Origin of the sequence: Streptococcus anginosus subsp. whileyi MAS624, from assembly GCF_000478925.1 — a bacterium.
GTDB lineage: Bacteria > Bacillota > Bacilli > Lactobacillales > Streptococcaceae > Streptococcus > Streptococcus whileyi.
Genome location: NZ_AP013072.1, coordinates 36632 through 56112 on the forward strand (window position 1 = coordinate 36632; position 19481 = coordinate 56112).

Annotated in this window: 17 protein-coding genes and 1 pseudogene; 4 read left to right on the plus strand and 14 right to left on the minus strand. The window is 38.4% G+C overall.

From position 1 onward, the window contains the following. Positions 1–342: 342 nt before the first annotated feature. Positions 343–1167: a MurR/RpiR family transcriptional regulator gene (locus ANG_RS00175; RefSeq protein ID WP_003037052.1), complete on the minus strand. Its 825-nt coding sequence runs from the start codon at positions 1165–1167 to the stop codon at positions 343–345. Between the two features lie 118 nt (positions 1168–1285). Here ANG_RS00175 and murQ point away from each other — a divergent pair, with 118 nt between their 5' ends. The 4 genes from murQ (at position 1286) to ANG_RS00195 (ending at position 5727) form a co-directional block, all read left to right on the plus strand. Continuing rightward, complete coding sequence (gene murQ / locus ANG_RS00180) at positions 1286–2212, plus strand: N-acetylmuramic acid 6-phosphate etherase (protein WP_003037041.1); 927 nt, start codon at positions 1286–1288, stop codon at positions 2210–2212. Further along, positions 2202–3611, plus strand: a complete 1410-nt coding sequence (locus ANG_RS00185) for a PTS transporter subunit EIIC (protein ID WP_003037038.1) — start codon at positions 2202–2204, stop codon at positions 3609–3611. Before murQ ends, ANG_RS00185 begins: the two co-directional genes overlap by 11 nt. Then, on the plus strand, positions 3595–4650 hold the full coding sequence (locus ANG_RS00190; RefSeq protein WP_003036992.1) for a MupG family TIM beta-alpha barrel fold protein: 1056 nt from the start codon (positions 3595–3597) through the stop codon (positions 4648–4650). Before ANG_RS00185 ends, ANG_RS00190 begins: the two co-directional genes overlap by 17 nt. A gap of 231 nt (positions 4651–4881) precedes the next feature. Beyond that, positions 4882–5727 (plus strand): MurR/RpiR family transcriptional regulator, encoded by an 846-nt coding sequence (locus ANG_RS00195; RefSeq protein WP_003036926.1) that lies wholly within the window; start codon positions 4882–4884, stop codon positions 5725–5727. Positions 5728–5794: 67 nt separating this feature from the next. Here ANG_RS00195 and ANG_RS00200 read toward each other — a convergent pair whose 3' ends face one another. The 13 genes and pseudogenes from ANG_RS00200 to ANG_RS00260 form a co-directional block, all read right to left on the minus strand. Then, on the minus strand, positions 5795–6679 hold the full coding sequence (locus tag ANG_RS00200; protein WP_003036920.1) for an ROK family protein: 885 nt from the start codon (positions 6677–6679) through the stop codon (positions 5795–5797). An 18-nt stretch (positions 6680–6697) separates the two neighbouring features. Beyond that, the gene (locus tag ANG_RS00205) at positions 6698–7615 is read right to left on the minus strand and encodes a dihydrodipicolinate synthase family protein (RefSeq protein WP_003036904.1); all 918 of its coding nucleotides are present in this window, start codon (positions 7613–7615) and stop codon (positions 6698–6700) included. A 25-nt stretch (positions 7616–7640) separates the two neighbouring features. Then, positions 7641–8288 carry a YesL family protein gene (locus ANG_RS00210; protein WP_003037025.1) on the minus strand — a complete coding sequence of 216 codons (648 nt, stop codon included), beginning with the start codon at positions 8286–8288 and terminating at the stop codon, positions 7641–7643. A 24-nt stretch (positions 8289–8312) separates the two neighbouring features. After that, positions 8313–8715: pseudogene (locus ANG_RS00215) on the minus strand (YhcH/YjgK/YiaL family protein). Between the two features lie 67 nt (positions 8716–8782). Further along, positions 8783–9613: a carbohydrate ABC transporter permease gene (locus tag ANG_RS00220; RefSeq protein WP_003036967.1), complete on the minus strand. Its 831-nt coding sequence runs from the start codon at positions 9611–9613 to the stop codon at positions 8783–8785. Between the two features lie 16 nt (positions 9614–9629). Continuing rightward, complete coding sequence (locus tag ANG_RS00225) at positions 9630–10517, minus strand: carbohydrate ABC transporter permease (protein WP_025271525.1); 888 nt, start codon at positions 10515–10517, stop codon at positions 9630–9632. A gap of 111 nt (positions 10518–10628) precedes the next feature. Beyond that, positions 10629–11954 carry an ABC transporter substrate-binding protein gene (locus ANG_RS00230; RefSeq protein WP_003037061.1) on the minus strand — a complete coding sequence of 442 codons (1326 nt, stop codon included), beginning with the start codon at positions 11952–11954 and terminating at the stop codon, positions 10629–10631. A 46-nt stretch (positions 11955–12000) separates the two neighbouring features. Further along, positions 12001–12705 carry an N-acetylmannosamine-6-phosphate 2-epimerase gene (locus ANG_RS00235; protein ID WP_025271526.1) on the minus strand — a complete coding sequence of 235 codons (705 nt, stop codon included), beginning with the start codon at positions 12703–12705 and terminating at the stop codon, positions 12001–12003. Positions 12706–12997: 292 nt separating this feature from the next. Then, entirely contained in the window at positions 12998–15649 is a 2652-nt protein-coding gene (adhE, locus tag ANG_RS00240; protein WP_003036946.1) for a bifunctional acetaldehyde-CoA/alcohol dehydrogenase, read from the minus strand. Between the two features lie 371 nt (positions 15650–16020). After that, positions 16021–17838, minus strand: coding sequence for an acyltransferase family protein (locus tag ANG_RS00245; protein ID WP_003037015.1), 1818 nt, complete (start codon positions 17836–17838; stop codon positions 16021–16023). Beyond that, positions 17828–18241: an MORN repeat-containing protein gene (locus tag ANG_RS00250; RefSeq protein ID WP_003036952.1), complete on the minus strand. Its 414-nt coding sequence runs from the start codon at positions 18239–18241 to the stop codon at positions 17828–17830. Before ANG_RS00250 ends, ANG_RS00245 begins: the two co-directional genes overlap by 11 nt. An 8-nt stretch (positions 18242–18249) precedes the next feature. After that, positions 18250–18678, minus strand: a complete 429-nt coding sequence (locus ANG_RS00255) for a low molecular weight protein-tyrosine-phosphatase (protein ID WP_003036965.1) — start codon at positions 18676–18678, stop codon at positions 18250–18252. A 238-nt stretch (positions 18679–18916) separates the two neighbouring features. Continuing rightward, the gene (locus ANG_RS00260; protein WP_003036923.1) at positions 18917–19480 is read right to left on the minus strand and encodes a nucleotidyltransferase family protein; all 564 of its coding nucleotides are present in this window, start codon (positions 19478–19480) and stop codon (positions 18917–18919) included. Position 19481: the final 1 nt, after the last annotated feature.

The following is a 19481-nucleotide window of genomic DNA, read 5'->3' on the forward strand; positions in this document are numbered from 1 at the left end:
GAATTATTTTACACGAAACACTACCATTTGTTAGACTAGTCTTATTTCCTTTTACTTTTCATCTGCTTGTATCATTTCTGAAAGCTTCGTTAATTCTCCATCACAACCACTTACTCAAAATACGGCATCATAGCAAAAAAATAACCTAAAATATTTGACTATCTGAATAGTCAAATATTTTAGCCCTCTTCTCTTGCTTATTTTAGTTAAAATAAAGAATCTAATATTTACCCCTAGATTCTCTAATGTCAAAAACAATTATTCCTTCAGTAATTTTTATATCTTAATGCATCCATCAATAACAATCTTTTACAATGATGGCACAAATAGCCTAATTATCGTCTAATATTTCAAAGACTTGGTTAATAATTGTGTATCTTCTAATAACCTTCCTAACTGCTCACTATCCTTTTGAATCATAGCAAGATACAGCAGGTCTGTTAAAAATAAAGTATTGTTTCTAGAGTCAATAGCTCCCACTCTCAACTCTTGTTCATGTTTAGGGACACGAAATACAAGATCCCCTAACTGCGTCAGCGGATTTATCCCAACACCTGTAATGGCAATCGTGAATACTCTTTGTTTTTTTGCAAATTGTAGTGGAGCAACAACCTCCTTTGTCAATCCACTATAGCTTATTCCAATTGCTAAATCTTTACTACTTGCTGAAGCAATACTGGCCATTTGAACATGACTATCCTGGACATACACACAGTTTTTTCCAATCCTATTTAACTTATAATAAAAATCACTACATACTGTTCCGGATGCACCTACCCCAAACAGATAAATTTTACTTGCTTGATTTAGTAAAGTACTCGCTTGTTCCAGCTCTTCGATTTTTAGAAGCTCCACTGTCTGCTTGATTGATTCTGTGTAAGAACTTGCTAATTTTAGCACTAAATCACTCAAACTATCATTGGACAGAATACTACCATTATACAAATTATCATACTTGGTTTTTGATAATTCTAATTTAAACTTAGCAAAATTTGAATAGCCGAATTTTTTCGCCAATCTACTCACTGTAGCAGTCGACACTTCTGCTTGTTCTGCTAAATTCCGAATAGTTAATTCTTCAATGTGCAAAAGGTTCTTTTCTATATAGTTTAACAACTTTTGTTCTGCTTTTGTTAAACCGCTTATTTGATTATGTATGATTGCCATATAATTTCACTTCCTTTGTTACTATTTTACATTTTTTTGGATAAATATTGAAATTTTATAACTTTTGTTTTATAATATGATTGAAGTAATCGTTTACAAAAATGAAAGGAGCTTATAAATGGATATTGACCAGCTCAATACTGAACAAGCAAACCCTGATTCGTTCGAGATTGAAAAAATGACTACCAAACAGATTACATCTTATATCAATCGAGAGGATCAAAAAGTACCTTTAGCAGTAGCACAAGCCCTACCGGCAATTAATAACTTAATTGATGCTACTATTTCTCAATTGCAGCAAGGAGGTAGAATCATTTATGTAGGAGCTGGGACATCTGGACGTTTAGGAATTTTAGATGCTTCAGAATGTCCGCCTACTTATGGAGTAGAAGCTGACTTAGTTCAAGGGATTATAGCAGGAGGAAACAGAGCTATTCACCTTGCTCAAGAAGGAGCAGAAGATGATAGGCAAGCGGCTAAAATAGACTTAAGTAAGCTCAAATTATCAGATAAAGATATGGTTATCGGATTAACAGCTTCAGGTCGGACGCCTTATGTAACAGCAGCACTCAAGTATGCCCATGAGCAAAATGCCCAAACAGGTTCCATCTCCTGTGTAAAAAATGCCGAAATTTCTACTATTTCAAATTATCCCATAGAGGTTTTAGTCGGTCCGGAAATAATCACTGGATCAAGTAGAATGAAAGCAGGAACTGCACAAAAATTAATTTTAAATATGATTTCTACTACTAGCATGATCCGTCTTGGTAAAATATATAAAGGTTATATGGTTGATGTGAAACCAACAAATGAAAAACTTGTGGAAAGAGCCCAGAGAATTATTCAGAAAACAACCGGTGCCAACTCACAGGAAGCAAGAGATATATTTGAAAAAGCGAAAGGAAACGTAAAACTTGCGATTTTGATGCAACTAGGTCATTTAACTACAGAGCAAGCGGAAAATATGTTACTTGAAAATCACCAAAACATTGCGCTGTCTATTGAGACTTTATTACAAGAAAAGGAGAATACCCATGAATGTTGAACAAGTGGCAACTGAACTTTTAAACAATGTTGGCGGATCCAATAATATAAAAAGTAATGCCAATTGCATGACTCGGTTAAGACTAGGACTTAAAAACCCTGAATTGGCTAACATTGAAAAATTAAAGAAAATTGATGGCGTTTTAGGAGTTGTAGAAGCGGATACTTTGCAGATTATTTTTGGGCCTGGCATTGTTACTAAAGTAGCTCAAGCATTTGCGGAACTCTCTCATCTTCCTCTCGGAAGCATAGACGAAACTATCGATGTTGAAAATCTCACCAAAATAAATAAAAGTGCTAATAAGCAGAAGCATGACAAACCACTACAACGCTTTTTGCAAAAAATAGCCAATATTTTCATCCCTTTATTACCAGGAATCATCGCTGCAGGAATGATTAATGGCATCACCAACATCATCAATGTTTCAACGGGAAATGCCTTTGCCATGGCATGGTGGTATCAATGTATTCGGACAATGAGTTGGGGATTATTTACGTTTCTACCAATCTTTGTTGGCATGAATGCTGCAAAAGAATTTAAAGGTAGCCCAATTTTAGGTGCAATTGCTGGCGCTATGTATGTAAGTGTTCCCTCTATGCCATTACTAACAAAAGGGATTTTACTTCCTCTTGTAAACAAAGCTTATTCAACCGGAATCGGTGGGTTATTAGCGGCTTTATTTGGCGGTATTTTATTTGCTTATTTAGAACGCACCATCAGAAAATTTATGCCAGATTTTCTTGATACATTTCTCACACCACTGCTGACAGTCATTATTGGTGGGTTTTTAGCTTTGCTGATCATTCAACCACTTGGTGAGTTGATTACGGGAAGTATTTTTACTACTTTAAACTTCTTCTATGAAAAATTAGGTGTCCTTGGAGGTTATCTCTTATCAGCAGGATTTTTACCTCTTGTTTCAGTAGGACTACACCAAGCACTCACCCCTATCCATGTTCTCCTTAACAATCCATCTGGACCAACATCAGGGATTAACTATCTACTTCCAATTTTAATGACAGCTGGGGGCGGACAAGTGGGGGCAGGTCTTGCTCTTTATCTGAAAACGAAAAACAAAAAATTAAAACAAATCACGCGCGACTCTTTACCAGTTGGAATACTAGGAATTGGTGAACCACTAATGTACGCTGTCACTCTACCTCTTGGGAAGCCATTTATCACAGCATGTCTTGGTTCTGGCTTTGGTGGTATCTTAGCTGTATTATTCCACTTAGGTACTGTCACTCAAGGGGTATCAGGCTTATTTGGTTTGTTAATAATGGTGCCTGGTACACAAATCCAATTTGTTATTGCAATGCTTGGTGCCTACTTAGCTGGCTTTGTAATCACCTGGTTCTTTGGTGTGGACGAGGAGCGAATCAATGCAATATACAACTGACCAGATGTTTAACACTTCTTTAGGCTTTTCCCTTTATACATCCAACAATTTAGAAGACAGCAAACAGTGGATAAGAGATTATAAAAAGGCAGGTTTCTCATTTGCTTTCACATCATTAAATCTTCTTGAAGAGGCAGACCAATCGAATAAAATACGTCCACTGCTTCAAGAATGTCAGAAACATTCTATTCATACCTTTGTAGATATTAATCGTCAAGTTTTAGATAGCTTCGGAATTGATGGATTAAAGAAACTCGGAATTGTTGCCCTGCGGATTGATGATGGCATTATTGATTCTGAGATCGTAATATTATCAAATCATTTTAAAATTGTTTTGAATGCATCCACTCTTACATCTCAAAAAATCAGTCGTCTAAAAATACAGGGACTAAAAACAAGCCAGTTAATTGCCTGCCATAATTATTACCCCAAACCATATACAGGATTGAGCCTTCACAAAGTGAAACAATTCAATCAGCAATTACACCAGTATAATATCCCTGTTGTTGCGTTTATTCCAGGAGAAATAAAAAGATTACCGATTTTTGAAGGTTTGCCAACTATTGAAGAACAGCGCCATATAAAACCTCTGCAAGCTGCTCTTGAATGCTTAGTAGCTGCTGAATGCGACTACATTTGTATAGGGGACAATGCACTCTCGGCCTCCTCACTAAGTAAATTTTCTTTCCTAGCAAAAGAGGTTATTCCATTAGAAGCCGCTGTCCCTTCTCCCTTGTATCATATGATTTTTGAAAATCGACTAGATAGTAGCGATTATGTTATTCGAGCGGCTTATTCGCGGCAACAACTAAAGCAATTTAAGCTATCAGGAACAATTCGGCAACGATATCTCGGCGATATTGTCATTGCCAATGAAAAATTTTTACGCTATGAAAAAGAATTAGAAATTTGTCTTTGCAACCTTCCATTAGACGAACGACAGACTATAATTGGAAAAGTCCGAAATGAAGATTTAGCTTTATTACATTATATTCAACCCCCATTTAAATTTTCTTTTGTGAAATTGAATGTCAAATAGTTTTTTATTAGTCGTTGGAGACAAGATCTATCAACTACTAATTTTTTAAATCAACCTCCTCATTTATGCGCTTACATTTATTATATCATTAATTTGGTTTACACATCACTTCGATAAAATCTTTCAATAAATTTACAATTCCAATCCAGCCTTATCTTAAAAAAGCATGTTATAATATAACTACATAAATAACAAATTGTTATATAGTAATGCAATGGAGATAGTGTTTGTATGAAAAATACGCAACGTATCATGGCGAGGATTGAAAGCCATTTTGATAGTATGACCGAGTTAGAAAAGCGGATTGCAAACTACTTTTTAAACCCTTCTAGTATCTACGACGATCTTTCCTCACAAAAAGTTGCGAAAACTCTCTACATCTCCCAAGCAGCATTGACTCGCTTTGCAAAAAAATGCGGATTTAAAGGCTATAGAGAGTTTAATTTTCAATATATTCACCAATTGCAAGGTAGTATTGAGCAAACAGAACATTTACAAAACGACCTATCTCGTAGAGTTCTACGAAACTATGCTCAAATCCGTCAACAAACTGAGGAATTGGTTGATGAAGACAAATTGCTACGCGTTGCCAATCTTATTGAAGCAGCTGACCGCGTCTATTTCTTTGGAACGGGAAGCTCTGGTCTTGTCGCACGCGATATGAAATTGCGCTTCATGCGGATTGGTGTTATCTGCGAAGCTTTGACAGATCAAGACGGCTTTGCTTGGACAACCAGTATCCTAGATGAAAATTGCTTGGTTATTGGATTTTCTTTGTCCGGAGGAACGCAATCTATCATCAACAGCCTCATCGACGCTCAAGCAATGGGCGCTAAAACGGTGTTAGTAACAGGGCACCCCAACAAAGTCAAAGAAACCTTCACTGAAATCATCACTGTTGCCATTCAAAGCAAACCAGAGTATATTTTACGCATTTCAGCACAATTTCCTATGCTACTTATGATCGACCTCCTTTATGCCTTTTTCCTAGAAATTGACCGAGAAAGAAAAGAAAAAATCTTCAACAGCTTTTGGGAAAATCAAAAATTAAACGGCTATTACAGACGACACAAATAAGGCACCAAATAAAAATGAGCATCTCCTCACTAAGGATTTGCTCGTTTTCATTATAGAAGGCTTTTCGTTAATGATGTTTATTTTTAAAGTGATAATAAGCTCCAAACATCCCCGCAGCATTTTGATGATGAGCGAAAGCGAGCTTGGTTTTTTCAGCAATACTTGGCACCAAACAGGCTTTCATAGCAGCCTCAATTCGAGGACGAAGAATGGCCTCTTGACCCATAATGCCGCCACCTAAAATCACCACTTCTGGATTGACCACATAGCAAATATTCGCAATCCCTTGCCCCAAATAATTGACCATGCGGTCGATTCCTTGGATACACAGTGTATTTCCTTCTGTTGCTTCTTTGAAAATGCGGCGGCCATTCCACATAGTAGGATCTTCTCCGTGAAGCTCTGCTACATAATCGACCAAGGCAGTCGTTGAAGCCACATCTTGGAAAGCACCGTCTGGCAGATACACATAACCGACTTCACAGGCCGAATTACTAAAGCCGTGAAAAACCTGACCATCCACCAGCAAGCAGCCACCGATACCCGTTCCAATCGTCAAACAAATCGCAATGTTCGCTCCCTTGCCACTTCCTGACATAACTTCCGCTAAGCCAGCACAATTGACATCATTTTCAATCTCACAAGGAACGGCAAATGTTTCTTCTACCACTTTCTTGAACTGAGTACCTGCATAGTTCGGAATCTGAGGACCAGCATAAAAGATTTCTCCTTTATCTGGATCGACCATTCCAGCTGAGGAAATACAAATCCCAGCAACCGAAGTCTGCTCTAAATAACTTGCTACAATCCCCTTCACCTTACGCAAAATTTCTGGACTGCCTTTATGAGCCTCTGTTGGTATTTCATGCGCTTCCAGCAAGGTGTCGGTATCATCAATCAGACCATATTTGATATTTGTTCCACCAATATCAATGGCAATGTATTTTCTCATAATCCACCTCTTTTTCTATTATAGGAATGCTTCCTTAGCTGCACAAATCAAGCGCGCCGCTTCTTCTACAATCGGACGATCCGCGCCTGTCACTGGTGTTAATGGAGAACGGACAGAGCCGATATTCAGATTTTCATTGATTTTCAAGACTTCCTTGATGACGGAATACATATTCCCATGAGCAGCTGTTAATTTCCCGATGATAGCATTAATGGTAAATTGCAGTTCTTTTGCTTTTTCCAATTCTTTGTCCGCAATCAATTGATTGAGCTTCAAGAAAAGTTCTGGCATTGCGCCATACGTTCCGCCGATACCTGCTCTTGCTCCCATCAGGCGACCGCCTAAGAATTGCTCATCTGGACCATTAAAGACGAGGTGGTCTTTCCCACCAAGTGCTGCAAAGGTTTGAATGTCTTGGACAGGCATGGAAGAGTTCTTCACACCAATCACGCGTTCATTTTTGAGCATTTCTGCATAGAGACTCGGCGTCAGAGCTACACCTGCCAACTGCGGAATATTGTAAATCACAAAGTCTGTTTGTGGTGCAGCTGCGCTAATGTCGTTCCAATATTGGGCAACCGAGTATTCTGGCAAGCGGAAGTAAATCGGCGGAATAGCCGCAATAGCATCCACTCCCAAACTCTCTGCATGACGCGCCAACTCCATACTATCCTTGGTGTTGTTGCAAGCGACGTGAGCAATAATAGTTAATTTCCCTTTTGCCACCGCCATGACTTCTTCTAAAATCAATTTTCTATCAGCAACACTTTGGTAGATACATTCACCAGATGAACCATTGACATACAATCCTTGAACTCCTTTTTCAAGAAAATATTCTACCAAAGCTCGCACGCGCTCTGGATTAATCTCGCCTTGATCATCATAGCAAGCATAGAAGGCCGGAATGACCCCTTCATATTTTTTTAAATCTCTCATATTTTATTCTCCAAGTTAATTGGTTTTATCGTTTATACTTATTAAAAATAGTTTCCATAATAGGCAATTGCAAAAAAACTAAGGCTGCAAAGCCAACTAATACAAAAAGAGTAAAGCCCAGTAGCAATACAAATCCTGAACTAGAGAGGAAAAAGACAATTACAGCTAATAAGGCTATCATCAAAAAGAACCACAGAAAATGCAAACTCACCATGATCAGTCCTGTTTGTAAGAGATCTTTTACCGTCATTTCAAACTTAGCTGCCAAAGGATAGACACATAAAAATAGCAAACTAGCAAAAATGATGACGCCGATACAGGTTGCTTTTAACATTTGAAACGGCATGGTTTCCTGCCTCCAAAAAAGCAGGAGGTCAAATAGACTGATTCCTACAATCAGCAGCTCTAGCAAACTAAGTTTTAAACCGACCTTCCAATTTTTCCTAAATGCTTGCACATACGTTGCTGTGACTTTTACACGACGTGCACCCTTGATTGCAAACAAGGTCTGATACAAGCTAACTTTTGCAATGCCAATCGTGACAATCGGTAGACAAGACAAAAGAAAGATGAGGTTCACAGTCACCAAATCTAATATTTTCTCACATATTTTCATAAAGAAATTATCTGTATCAAATATACTTCGTATTAACTGAGAACCTCTCTTTTCCATGGTTCTACCTCCTAATCAACTAGTTTAATCATTGAGCAAAACTTTTACGACACATTTTTTGACCTTATCACCTTTAGCAGCAAATCTATTGGGCTGATGTGGTTCGTTGGGCAAAAATGCAGCCAAAATTCTGCTTGTCCAAATAAAGTGGATAGAGCTGCTCACAAATCACAAACCCAATATCCTTCTTTTTATCATACGATTCTCTTACTTCTTTTACTCTTGTGCCATATTGAATGACTTCATGCCCTTCCAAAAGAAAATGCAAATCCATATAATCTTGATGAAATTCACATTCATCTGTCACTTCGGAACTCAATTCATTTTCCTGTACAAACAGAAAGGCTTTTTCTCCGTCAATCTCATACCGTCCCGAATCATAATCGTTTAAATCGTGCGTCAAGAGATAATCAATGGCACAATCCAAATTCTAATGGATACCTTTGTAGTGGGCGAGATTTTCCAATTCATCGAAAATCATTTGGTCAGCCTCCTTATCCTTTCACAGCTCCCATGGTAATACCTTGCGTGAAGGATTTTTGGAATACCAAGAAGACAGCTACAATCGGAACAGCTGCCATAGCAGCACCAGCCATAATCAAACCGTAGTTGGTCGCCATTTCAGCCTGCATCGTTGCTACCCCTAGTGAAATCGTTAGATTCTGCCGCGATGTCAGCATGACCAATTGCATAAAGTAATCATTCCATGTGTTGATAAAGGTAAAAATGGCAAGGGCAGCAAAACCTGGTTTTACAATTGGAAAAGCTACATTCCAAAAAGTCCGAATTTCACCACAGCCATCAATCTTAGCAGATTCCAACAATTCCGTTGGGATATTTTCACTAAATTGTTTCATGAGGAAAACTCCAAAAGGCCAACCGACAAGAGGCAAAATAACCGCAGCTAGTGTATCATGAATTCCCATAAAGTTGACAATACGGACCAAAGGAACCAGTACTACTTGTTTAGGCAGAGCCATAGCCGCGATAAAAGTTGCAAAAAGGATTCGTTGACCATAAAAGCGTTTCTTCGCTAAAACATAACCTGCTAAAGAAGATGTAATGCAGACCAAAAACATGGTCGCTAGCGAGATAAAGACACTATTCCACATCCATTGCAAGGCTGGGTTTTGCACCATTAACTGCTCAAAATTTTCTAGTGTTGGCATTTTAGGCCACCATTGAGGTGGAATGACAATCGTGTCTGGTTGAGACTTAAAGGCTCCGGTCAAAATCCAATAGAAAGGGAAAACAAAGAGAACGGTCAACACCAATAGAATAATCGTTGAAATAACCGTAAAGGCACTGATTTTTTTCTGTTTCATCTTGTCTCTCCTTTCTTTAATATTCGACATCATTTCCAAGAATCTTGAATTGGGCAAAGCTAATCAAAGCAATCATGACAGCTAAAAATACTCCCATGGTATTAGCATAACCATATTCAGATAACTTGAAGGCTTTTTCATACAGGTAATACATCAATGTACTGGTTGAATAGTTTGAACCTCCGGATGTCAACAGCTGAATCAAGGCAAAACATTGGAAGGAATTGATTGTTGTAATGATCGCAATATACAGAGTTGTTGGCAAGAGACTTGGCCATTTAATCTTCCAAAAAACTTGCAGCTCTGTCGCTCCGTCAACACGCGCAGCTTCCACTAATGAATTGTCAATGTTTCCCATAGCAGCAATATAGAGAATAATAGGCTGTCCGACAGAAGTTGTCAACAAAATCACAATAATCGCCATCAATGCCCAATGCTTATCTCCTAGCCAAGAAATATTCTGGTTGATAACATGCCCCGACTTCAGTACGAAATTCAAAATCCCTGACAGCGGGTCGTAAATCCATTTCCATACAACCGTTACAGCTACACTGCCTGTTACTACCGGCAGGAAGAAGACGAACCGATAAAATGACCGTGCAATCGCATTCTGACTATAGGTTTGAGAAGCCACAAACAAAGAGAACAACACAACAATTGGTACCGAACCAATAACGATAATCACCGTATTAATGAGAGATTTAATAAAGACTAGATCTTTAAACATTCGCGAGTAATTGTCCAATCCAACGAATGAAAAGGAAGTCATAGAATAATTAAAGAAACTCGTTACAAATCCCATCACCATCGGTGCCAATACAAAGACAATAAAGAATAATAGAACTGGTGCCAAAAAAGCATAGGAAATCACCGTTTCTCTCATTCTTATTTTATTCACTTTCACATTCAACACCTCATTTAGCTAGAGGAGATACTGACCTCCTCTTTTTGATAAAAAATTCCCTTTTCCTATTTTATGAAACCAACAACAGAAAAAGGGAAATCGTTACATTATTTATTTTTTACTTTTTTTAATGGTTTTATTTGCTTTTTCTGTAAAGGTCTTCAAAGCAGATTCAACTTTTTCATCGCCATTTGAAACAGATTGCAACATTGGGAACCAGAGTGTTCTCATTTCTGCAAATCCATCAATCGTGTTGTAATATGGTGAATAATATTTTGTCCAAGTGCTGATTTTTTCCATCCGTTTGTCATTATATAATTTTCCAAATGAGGAACGGACTGGGAAGGCACCTGTACGAACAACATTTTTTGGCCCCCACTTTTTATCATCCGCAATAAATTTGACAAACTTTTTAGCAGCTTCTACTTTCTTTTTATCTTTATTGTTAAAGATACCAAAACCATTTACAAGGTATTCCAAAGCTGGTTTTCCGTTATCTGATGGGAATGGCACTTCCACAACTTCGACGCCACTGGCTTTCAAGAGTTTAGCTTGGATGCCTTTTTGCGCAGGTGCCCAAAGAACAGTATAAGAAGTTTGTCCATTTGCAAAGTTTTGAATATCTGCTCCACCATCGAATTGAGAGCCGTTTGTCATCAAACCATCTTTAATCCAACTAACTGCTTTATTTAGCCCTTTGACAAAGTTTGGACTGTCTGTTGTATATTTTGTCACTTTATCATCTGTAACAGAACCACTATACAAATTAGCAATGAAAGCACGTGTTCCTTGGTCACCACCTTGACCATTACTGAAGAGCGAGCCAGGAGTATACCCTTTAGCTTTCAATGCTTTTAATACTTTTTCAAAGTCAGCAGTTGTCCAGCCCTCTTTAACAAGGTCTAATACACCAGCTTCTTTCAGCATTTTCTTGTTCAATGCCATGTAAAATGGCGCAGAGCTAATTGGATACATATAGGCTTTGTCACCAGCTTTGCTGGCCTGAATGATTTGATTGTTATTGACATCTTTGACAAAATCATTTGTAAAGAGATCGTTCAATTCTGCCAATTTACCATTTTTACCATATTGAATAATCCGACCCGGTGCGTCAAAGAGGACATCTGGTGCTGTTCCTGCTTCAATCGCCGTTGTGATTTTTTCTGGACCAGATTTGAAATCAATTGTTTCTAGTTTCACTTTAATATCTGGATTGGCTTTTTCAAATGCTTTGATAATTTCTTTTTCATAAGTTCCAACACCATCGTTTGCTTTTTCTTGCGTGAAGACTGGGAAAGCCCACCAAGTAATCTCTGTCTTACCAGAAGAATTACCTGAATCAGCTGACTTGTTTGAACCACCTGAATTTCCACATGCTGCCAAAGATAAAATTGCAGCTCCTGCAACTAACGAACAAAGTATTTTCTTCATCCTCATATTGTTTCTCCTTTTGTTTTATCCTTCTATACGGATAGAGTTGTTCCTAATTTTCACGTACTGCTGCAACAAAACGCTCTGTGATTTCTTTTGGACGCGTAATGGCACCACCTACTACAATTCCTCTAACACCTAAGTCATGAATCGTTTTAGCTTCACTTGGATAATGAATTTTTCCTTCCGCAATAACATCCAAACCTGCATCACATAAATTTTTTATCAGATCAAAATCCGGCCCCTCACATTGCAAACTATAAGAAGTGTAGCCCGACAAAGTTGTCCCTACAAAGTCCACACCCGCTTCTACCGCAGCAGTTCCCTCTTCAAAGGTGCTCACATCTGCCATGAACAATTGATGAAGATATTTCTCCTTCACTTGCTTGATGAAATCCACAATCTTTAAACCATCAAACCGCTCCCGCTTTGTACAATCAAAAGCAATCACTTCAATATCAAGAGCTGCCAGTTCATCAATTTCTCGCATCGTTGCGGTAATAAATGGCTCTTGAGGTGGATAATCTCGCTTGATAATACCAATAATGGGTAGCGAAGTGACCTCTTTAATTTCCTTAATATCCCGCACGCTATTCGCTCGAATACCAACAGCGCCTCCTTGTTCAGCCGCTTTCACTAAAAGAGGAATAACCCCACCTGCATTAGTATAAAGCGGTTCATGTGGCAGAGCTTGACAGGAAACAATAATGCCATCTTTTATTTTGGCAATCAGCTCGTCTTTTGTCATTTTTGCCATAGACAGCCTTCTCCTTTACTATTGTAGATCGATTTTTAAAGCGCCTTCAATCTCACGATGTTATTATAACTATTTTTTAAAGCGCTTTCAACAATATCTGAATTTTAGGTTTTAATTTCTGTAAACGCTTACTTTTTCTTAAATTCTGAAAGTAGTTTCAACAAAAACACCCCAAATGTTAGACATAGAATCTAACATTTGGGGTACTGTTCTACGATAAGCGGAAGAAATACTCTTCAACAATTGAAAAACCTCCCTACTTTTTTGTAGGGAGGCATGACTGATAAACAACTTATTTCCGACGTCCTGGACGTTCTTTGTATCCATAATATGCATCTTCAATGATTTCTTGCATATGGTCAACCATTGGAAGACGAGGATTCGCTGGTGAACACTGATCTTCATAAGCTAAGAATGCTAACTCACGAGAATGTTCTTTCCATTCTTTCTCATCGATTCCTTGATCACGGAAGTTCATTTTAATTCCTACACGCTCACCAAGTTCGTAAACCGCTTTGGCATATGATTCAACGCCTTCTTCTGGAGTAGAAGCTGGAAGACCGAGCAATTTAGCAATATCTTGGTATTTTTCATCAGCACGGTAGTAGTTGTACTTAGGCCATGTAGCTGCTTTAGCAGGGCGAGTACCATTATAGCGAATAACATACGGCAACAGGATGGCATTTGTCCGACCATGAATTGTATGGAATTGTGCACCAATCTTGTGAGCCATTGAGTGAGAAATTCCAAGGAAAGCATTGGCAAACGCCATACCCGCCATAGTTGAAGCATTGTGCATCTTTTCACGAGAGTGGAAATCAGCATTCTTCACAGAATTTTCAAGATGTTCAAAAACTAATTTAATCGCTTGCAATGCCAAACCGTCTGTAAAGTCATTTGCCATTTGAGAAACATAGGCTTCTGTCGCATGTGTCAATACGTCCATACCAGTATCAGCTGCGATAAATCCTGGAACAGTCAATACCAGCGCAGGGTCAACAATAGCAACTGTCGGCGTCAATGAATAGTCTGCAATTGGGTATTTACGGTTATTAGCTTTATCAGAGATAACAGCAAATGGAGTAACTTCTGAACCTGTACCTGAAGTTGTCGGAATACCGATAAATTTCGTTTTTCTGCCAAGCTGAGGGAACTTGAAGGCACGTTTACGAATATCCATGAATTTTTGAACAAGGTCATGGAAGTCTACTTCTGGTTGTTCATAGAAAAGCCACATAACTTTTGCCGCATCCATTGGTGAACCACCACCCAAAGCAATAATTGTATCCGGTTTGAAGGTACGCATCAAATCTGTTCCCTTCATTACAGTCGAAATATCTGGATCTGGTTCAACCTCTGCAAAGATTTGATAGGTTACTTTATTGCGACGAAGTTCTAACTGCTCAATAATGCGGTCAAGGAATCCTAATTCAACCATTGAGTGGTCTGTGACAATCATGACACGCTCTACATCACGACATTTTTGTAGATATTGAATTGAATTGCGTTCGAAGTATGTTTTTGAAGGAACTTTAAACCATTGCATATTATTATTACGTCTTCCTACTTTTTTGATATTCAAGAGATTTACAGCACTGACATTATCACCAACAGAGTTGCGTCCATAAGAGCCACATCCTAATGTTAATGAAGGTAAAAATGCATTGTAAACGTCCCCGATACCACCGAAAGTAGAAGGTGAATTGCAAATCACACGAATCGCTTTTACAGCTTTACCAAATTCTTTTGTCAATTCTTCATCTGCTGTATGAATAGCCGCTGAGTGACCAAGTCCATGGAATTCAACCATTTGACGAGCCTTGTTAATGCCGTCTTCACGAGATTCTGATTTCAAAACAGCGATGACTGGTGACAATTTTTCACGTGTCAACGGTTCTTTTTCGCCAACTTCCTTACATTCTGCAGCCAAAATATTTGTATCTTCTGGTACAGAGAAACCTGCTTGCTCCGCAATCCAAACAGCTGATTTACCAACAATATCTGGATTTAATTTAGCACCTGCGCAATTTTTGCTGTTGGCTTTCACACCAAAGCAGAAATCTTCCAAAAGAGCTTTTTCTTTCTTATTGACAAAGTAAGTGTGATAAGATTTAAATTCTTCAAGAAACTCATTGTAGACTTCTTTATCAATGATAACAGCTTGCTCAGAAGCACAGACCATTCCGTTATCAAATGATTTGGACATCACGATATCATGTGCTGCTTGGCGGATATTTGCTGATTTTTCAACGTAAGCTGGAACGTTACCAGCACCAACTCCAAGAGCAGGTTTGCCGCATGAATAGGCAGCTTTTACCATGGCGTTCCCACCAGTCGCAAGGATTGTTGCAATCCCTTCGTGGTTCATCAAAGCTGTTGTTGCTTCCATAGATGGCTGTGTAATCCATTGAACACAATTTTCAGGTGCACCTGCTGCAATCGCTGCATCACGTACGATTTGTGCCGCATGAGCAGAAGATTCTTGAGCTGATGGGTGGAAAGCAAAGATAATAGGATTACGCGTTTTCAAAGAAATTAATGATTTGAAAATTGCTGTTGAAGTTGGGTTTGTTGTCGGTGTGATTCCACAGACAACGCCGACCGGTTCTGCAATAAGTGTCAAACCAGTCACGTCGTCTTCATCAATGATTCCAACAGTTTTGGTATGGCGCATATTGTTTACCACATGTTCACAAGCAAAGAGATTTTTGGTTGCTTTGTCTTCAAAAACACCACGCCCAGTTTCTTCTAGAGCATGTAAAGCCAGTTGACCATGTGCATCAAGCGCAGCAACAGAAGCTTTCGCAACGATATAATCAACTTGTTCTTGATCTAATTTACGCATTTCCTCAAGCGCAACAAGACCCTTTTGAACAAGTTCATCCACGTGTTTTTGAGCAGCTAAGACTTTGTCTTCTTTTGCTACAGTTTTTTTATCAGCCATATCTTCCTCCAATGGTTCTTAGGATTTTAAAACCCTTGTTAATTTTTTCACAAGATTATTATACCCTATTTTCCTGATATTGTAAACACTTTCACTTAAAATTCACAATCTTTTTATTTTATTTTGTGAAAACCTTTTAAAAACGCCGCTCTAATCACGTTTTTACAATCTATATTGTGAAATAAATATAAAATATTTATTTCACATACTTTCTCTGAAATTTGTTGAAATACAGCAATCAATAAGAAAGCGCTTTCTTGATTTAGGCCTTCATTTTTTGCTGTAAAATCACCAAATAATATTTAATATGAAAAAACTCTATGAACACTAAATCCATTCACAGAGTTTCGACTGTTATTCAAAATATAAAGCTACTTCTTTACACTTCCTTTTTTCGTTGCCTCATCAATCGTTTGTTTGATTGTTTGAGCATAGAGCTCACCGCCCTTGGTGATTGTTGTTGTCTCTGAGCCAAAGTGTACATAATCAGTTCCGTACCAAATTTCTGGGTGTTGGATAGCAGTTTGATACCAATCCGCCACAAATACATAATCGTATTTTTTCGCCAATTCCAATTCATACTGACGTGTCTTAACTGCCAGGCTAGAAGCATTATGTGCTGTCCGACCATCATACGGCGTCACTAAAACCAAACGATGTCCTTTCGGTAGTTTCTCAATAAATTGATTGAGCAAACTTTCGTAGTTATCAACCGTATTAGTTCCTAAGGCTAAGACCACTGTCTCCAGAAGTACTTTGTTTGAAATATCAGTTTGATAGACTTGCAAGCCCGATTCTAAGTTTCGACTGACTGCTGCATCCACTTGAATTCCCGGCATAGCCTGCTTGAGCCATTCACTTGCTCGCAAAGCTACCGAATCTCCGATAACTGTCGTACCCTTTGCTACGTTGTATTGACTGGCACTCACATTATCAGCTTGGGTACGAGTGATCTGCATTTTACTGTCAGCTTGATTTAACCCATTGACGAGCAAATTTTCTTCAAAGGCACCAATTTTCGGAGCAGTCATGATCATGACAAAAGCAACCAGTGTTAATGGAATCAAACTATAAAATACAGGCGTTGTGATTTGCTTGATGTCCATCTTCAAGCCAAATATTTTTGGCTCCCTACCTGCTAATGTTGGCTCTAACAGATAGAAAGAGAAAGCCGCCAAGGCAAAGGAAAGCACGGTTGTTAATAGAACTGCCCATCCATTGCCCATCAATTGGGAAAAGATGATGTAAAACGGCCAATGGAACAAATACACGCCATAGCTCGTATCCGCAATAAATGTGATAACGGGCGGCTCATCAACATGCGGCGTTTTATCGTGGAGCACACGCGTTGCTAAAATCATCACGACTGAAAATACCGTTGCCAAAAGGAAACCAAATAGATAAGTCAATAAATTATCAAATCTCAAGAGGAACGTTAGTAACAGCAAAGCTGCAAAACTACCACCAAGTAGATAAAAGGTCTTTTTTAAATCAAGCGCCTGCTCCATTTTACGAAAAGGTGCTCCCAAATCACTCACACCCGAAAGTGTCGCTAGGATACTTCCTGCAAAAAACGGGAAGATATGCGTGAAACTTGAAAAGTAAATCACAGAAAAGTTTGAAGAGAAGAAGCTTCTGACAAACATAGAAAGAAAACTAATCAAGAATAAAGCAGATGATAAAAGAAAAATCATTCCACGAAATTGCCCAACGGTTTTACTTTTTTTCGCTAAAAACCAAGTAGCCACACCCCACAATAGATAGTAGTGCATTTCCAAGGCCAAACTCCATGTATGTACAAAAAGATGCGGGATAAACTGACTTTCATAATTTCCGCCAGATAAAATTTCAAAAAAGTTTGTCACAAACCCTAGAGCCGCAGCAATCTGTGTGCCAATACCAGCTACAAAATCTTTCCGAATCAACACTGTAAAAGGCATGACAATCAAAACCATCAACACAAGCGGTGGCACAATCCGATAAAAGCGACGTTTCAGAAAGCCTCTGAGATCAATTGCCTTACTTCTAGCAAATTCATCAATCAGGAGTGATGTAATCAAAAAGCCTGAGAACGTAAAGAATATATCCACACCAATAAATCCACCAGGAAAAGCCTTCTGAAAGAAATGATAGAGTAAAACTAGGAGTAATCCTGTTATCCTCACTAATGAAAACCATTTAATGCGCATTTTGATAAATCCCCTGTTTAAACTTTCCCTTGTAAACAACATTATTTTCTGTTGTTAATTTACCTTGTCCTTCAGGCTGACCGTTAACAAAATTACCCTCATATTTCCAGCCAGTCTTAGCAGTAAATGTTCCTTGTCCATCAAAAGTGCCATTTCTAAAATGACCTTTATAGACATCACCATTCTTAAAAGTCAATGTTCCTTGACCATTCATTTTCCCACGGACGAGACTGCCATTATATTTGATTGCTCCTTTATCCAAGGTCAATGCCCCTTGACTGGGAATACCTGATGTAAAAGCCACCATCGCTGATAGGACAATAACCGTTACTGCTAGCAATTCCAAGTTATGCCTTGTGAGATAAATTTTGTACTTTTCGTAAAATTCTTTTAATGTGTCCATTCTCTCCACTAATCTTCGCTCTTTATGCGCTTAATCCATTTCTGACAACCTGCCAAAACAAGCCGGTAAGTCTCGTCAAAATCACCTGTGTACCAAGGATCTGGCACACTTCTCTCTTCAAATTGAAATACTTTCTCCAGATATTTTCCCGGTGCGATTTTCCTCAAATCTTGAAAATTGGATTCGTCCATTCCTATAATATAATCAAAGTCTACAAAATCCTGCTGTGAAATTTGTTGAGAAGTTTTGCTTTGGTCGTAAGGAATGGCATATTTCTTAAAAATCGCCTGCGTTCCCGAATGGATTGGATTCCCATGTTCCCAATCCGAAGTCGCACGACTTTCAACATAAACACCATCTGTCAAATCTTTCATCACAAATTCTGCCATTGGACTGCGACAGATATTTCCCAAGCAAACAAACACAATTTTTTTCATAGCATAGACCTCTTTACTATTATAACAAAATCTAAAAAAATAGGAATTTAAACCCCTGAGAATTTTTGAATTCTTTTAAAAGCACAAAAAGCCGCCGATTGGGCGACTCTTATAGGGAGATTATTATGAAAAAGAAAAGTTTTTAGGAGTTCAAGTTAAGTTCTTCTCAACTTGTAATTATAGTATACCGATTCTGACTTAAATTTTTCTTAAAGATTTTACTTTTTTCCAAAAAATTTTAAAGAAATTCAATTTGAAGATTGTTCCACTTCTTCTGCCAATCTTTTTTCTGTATTCTCATATTATAGATCTGTCTCCTGTCTGCATCTTCTAGGAAATGCGGAGTGGGCTGAACACGAAAATGGAGAATATCGTCTAAACCATAGGGAGCAAAGAATTCCAGCTGTCCATTATCCAACAAACGTAAGCCTACAGCTGTACAGCGCTCTGGATATTTACTCATGGCATCTTGCGAGCTAGTATAAGATTGGGTATTTGGACTGTGGATATGCATATAGACTTGATTCTTGACTTCCCAATGGTAATGTGGAAATTCTCGCTTGAGCCGATTTTCAATGTTGAGTGTTTCCTCATAAGAAACATCTGGGTCAAAGAAAATCACATCCACATCCGTCTCTGTATCAAAGCCGGGCTTGTCCGACAGGATATTCCAGATGAAATTTCGCACCGAACCAGCACAAAGCCAGCTGTCTTTCAATTGCAAGTCATAGATAATCTGTAAGATAGTCATCATATCTCGGTCTGATGAAAACGCATGTAAAATCTCTTTTTCGGACAGCATG

Coding starts and splice junctions, on each gene's coding strand:
- ANG_RS00210 (WP_003037025.1), bottom strand. CDS start 8,288: ATGGAAAAGAGAGGTTCTCAGTTAATACGAAGTATATTTGATACAGAT.
- ANG_RS00195 (WP_003036926.1), top strand. CDS start 4,882: ATGAAAAATACGCAACGTATCATGGCGAGGATTGAAAGCCATTTTGAT.
- ANG_RS00235 (WP_025271526.1), bottom strand. CDS start 12,705: ATGGCAAAAATGACAAAAGACGAGCTGATTGCCAAAATAAAAGATGGC.
- ANG_RS00205 (WP_003036904.1), bottom strand. CDS start 7,615: ATGAGAGATTTAAAAAAATATGAAGGGGTCATTCCGGCCTTCTATGCT.
- adhE (WP_003036946.1), bottom strand. CDS start 15,649: ATGGCTGATAAAAAAACTGTAGCAAAAGAAGACAAAGTCTTAGCTGCT.
- ANG_RS00220 (WP_003036967.1), bottom strand. CDS start 9,613: ATGAAACAGAAAAAAATCAGTGCCTTTACGGTTATTTCAACGATTATT.
- ANG_RS00250 (WP_003036952.1), bottom strand. CDS start 18,241: ATGGACACATTAAAAGAATTTTACGAAAAGTACAAAATTTATCTCACA.
- ANG_RS00255 (WP_003036965.1), bottom strand. CDS start 18,678: ATGAAAAAAATTGTGTTTGTTTGCTTGGGAAATATCTGTCGCAGTCCA.
- ANG_RS00175 (WP_003037052.1), bottom strand. CDS start 1,167: ATGGCAATCATACATAATCAAATAAGCGGTTTAACAAAAGCAGAACAA.
- ANG_RS00260 (WP_003036923.1), bottom strand. CDS start 19,480: ATGCTGTCCGAAAAAGAGATTTTACATGCGTTTTCATCAGACCGAGAT.
- murQ (WP_003037041.1), top strand. CDS start 1,286: ATGGATATTGACCAGCTCAATACTGAACAAGCAAACCCTGATTCGTTC.
- ANG_RS00190 (WP_003036992.1), top strand. CDS start 3,595: ATGCAATATACAACTGACCAGATGTTTAACACTTCTTTAGGCTTTTCC.
- ANG_RS00185 (WP_003037038.1), top strand. CDS start 2,202: ATGAATGTTGAACAAGTGGCAACTGAACTTTTAAACAATGTTGGCGGA.
- ANG_RS00200 (WP_003036920.1), bottom strand. CDS start 6,679: ATGAGAAAATACATTGCCATTGATATTGGTGGAACAAATATCAAATAT.
- ANG_RS00245 (WP_003037015.1), bottom strand. CDS start 17,838: ATGCGCATTAAATGGTTTTCATTAGTGAGGATAACAGGATTACTCCTA.
- ANG_RS00230 (WP_003037061.1), bottom strand. CDS start 11,954: ATGAGGATGAAGAAAATACTTTGTTCGTTAGTTGCAGGAGCTGCAATT.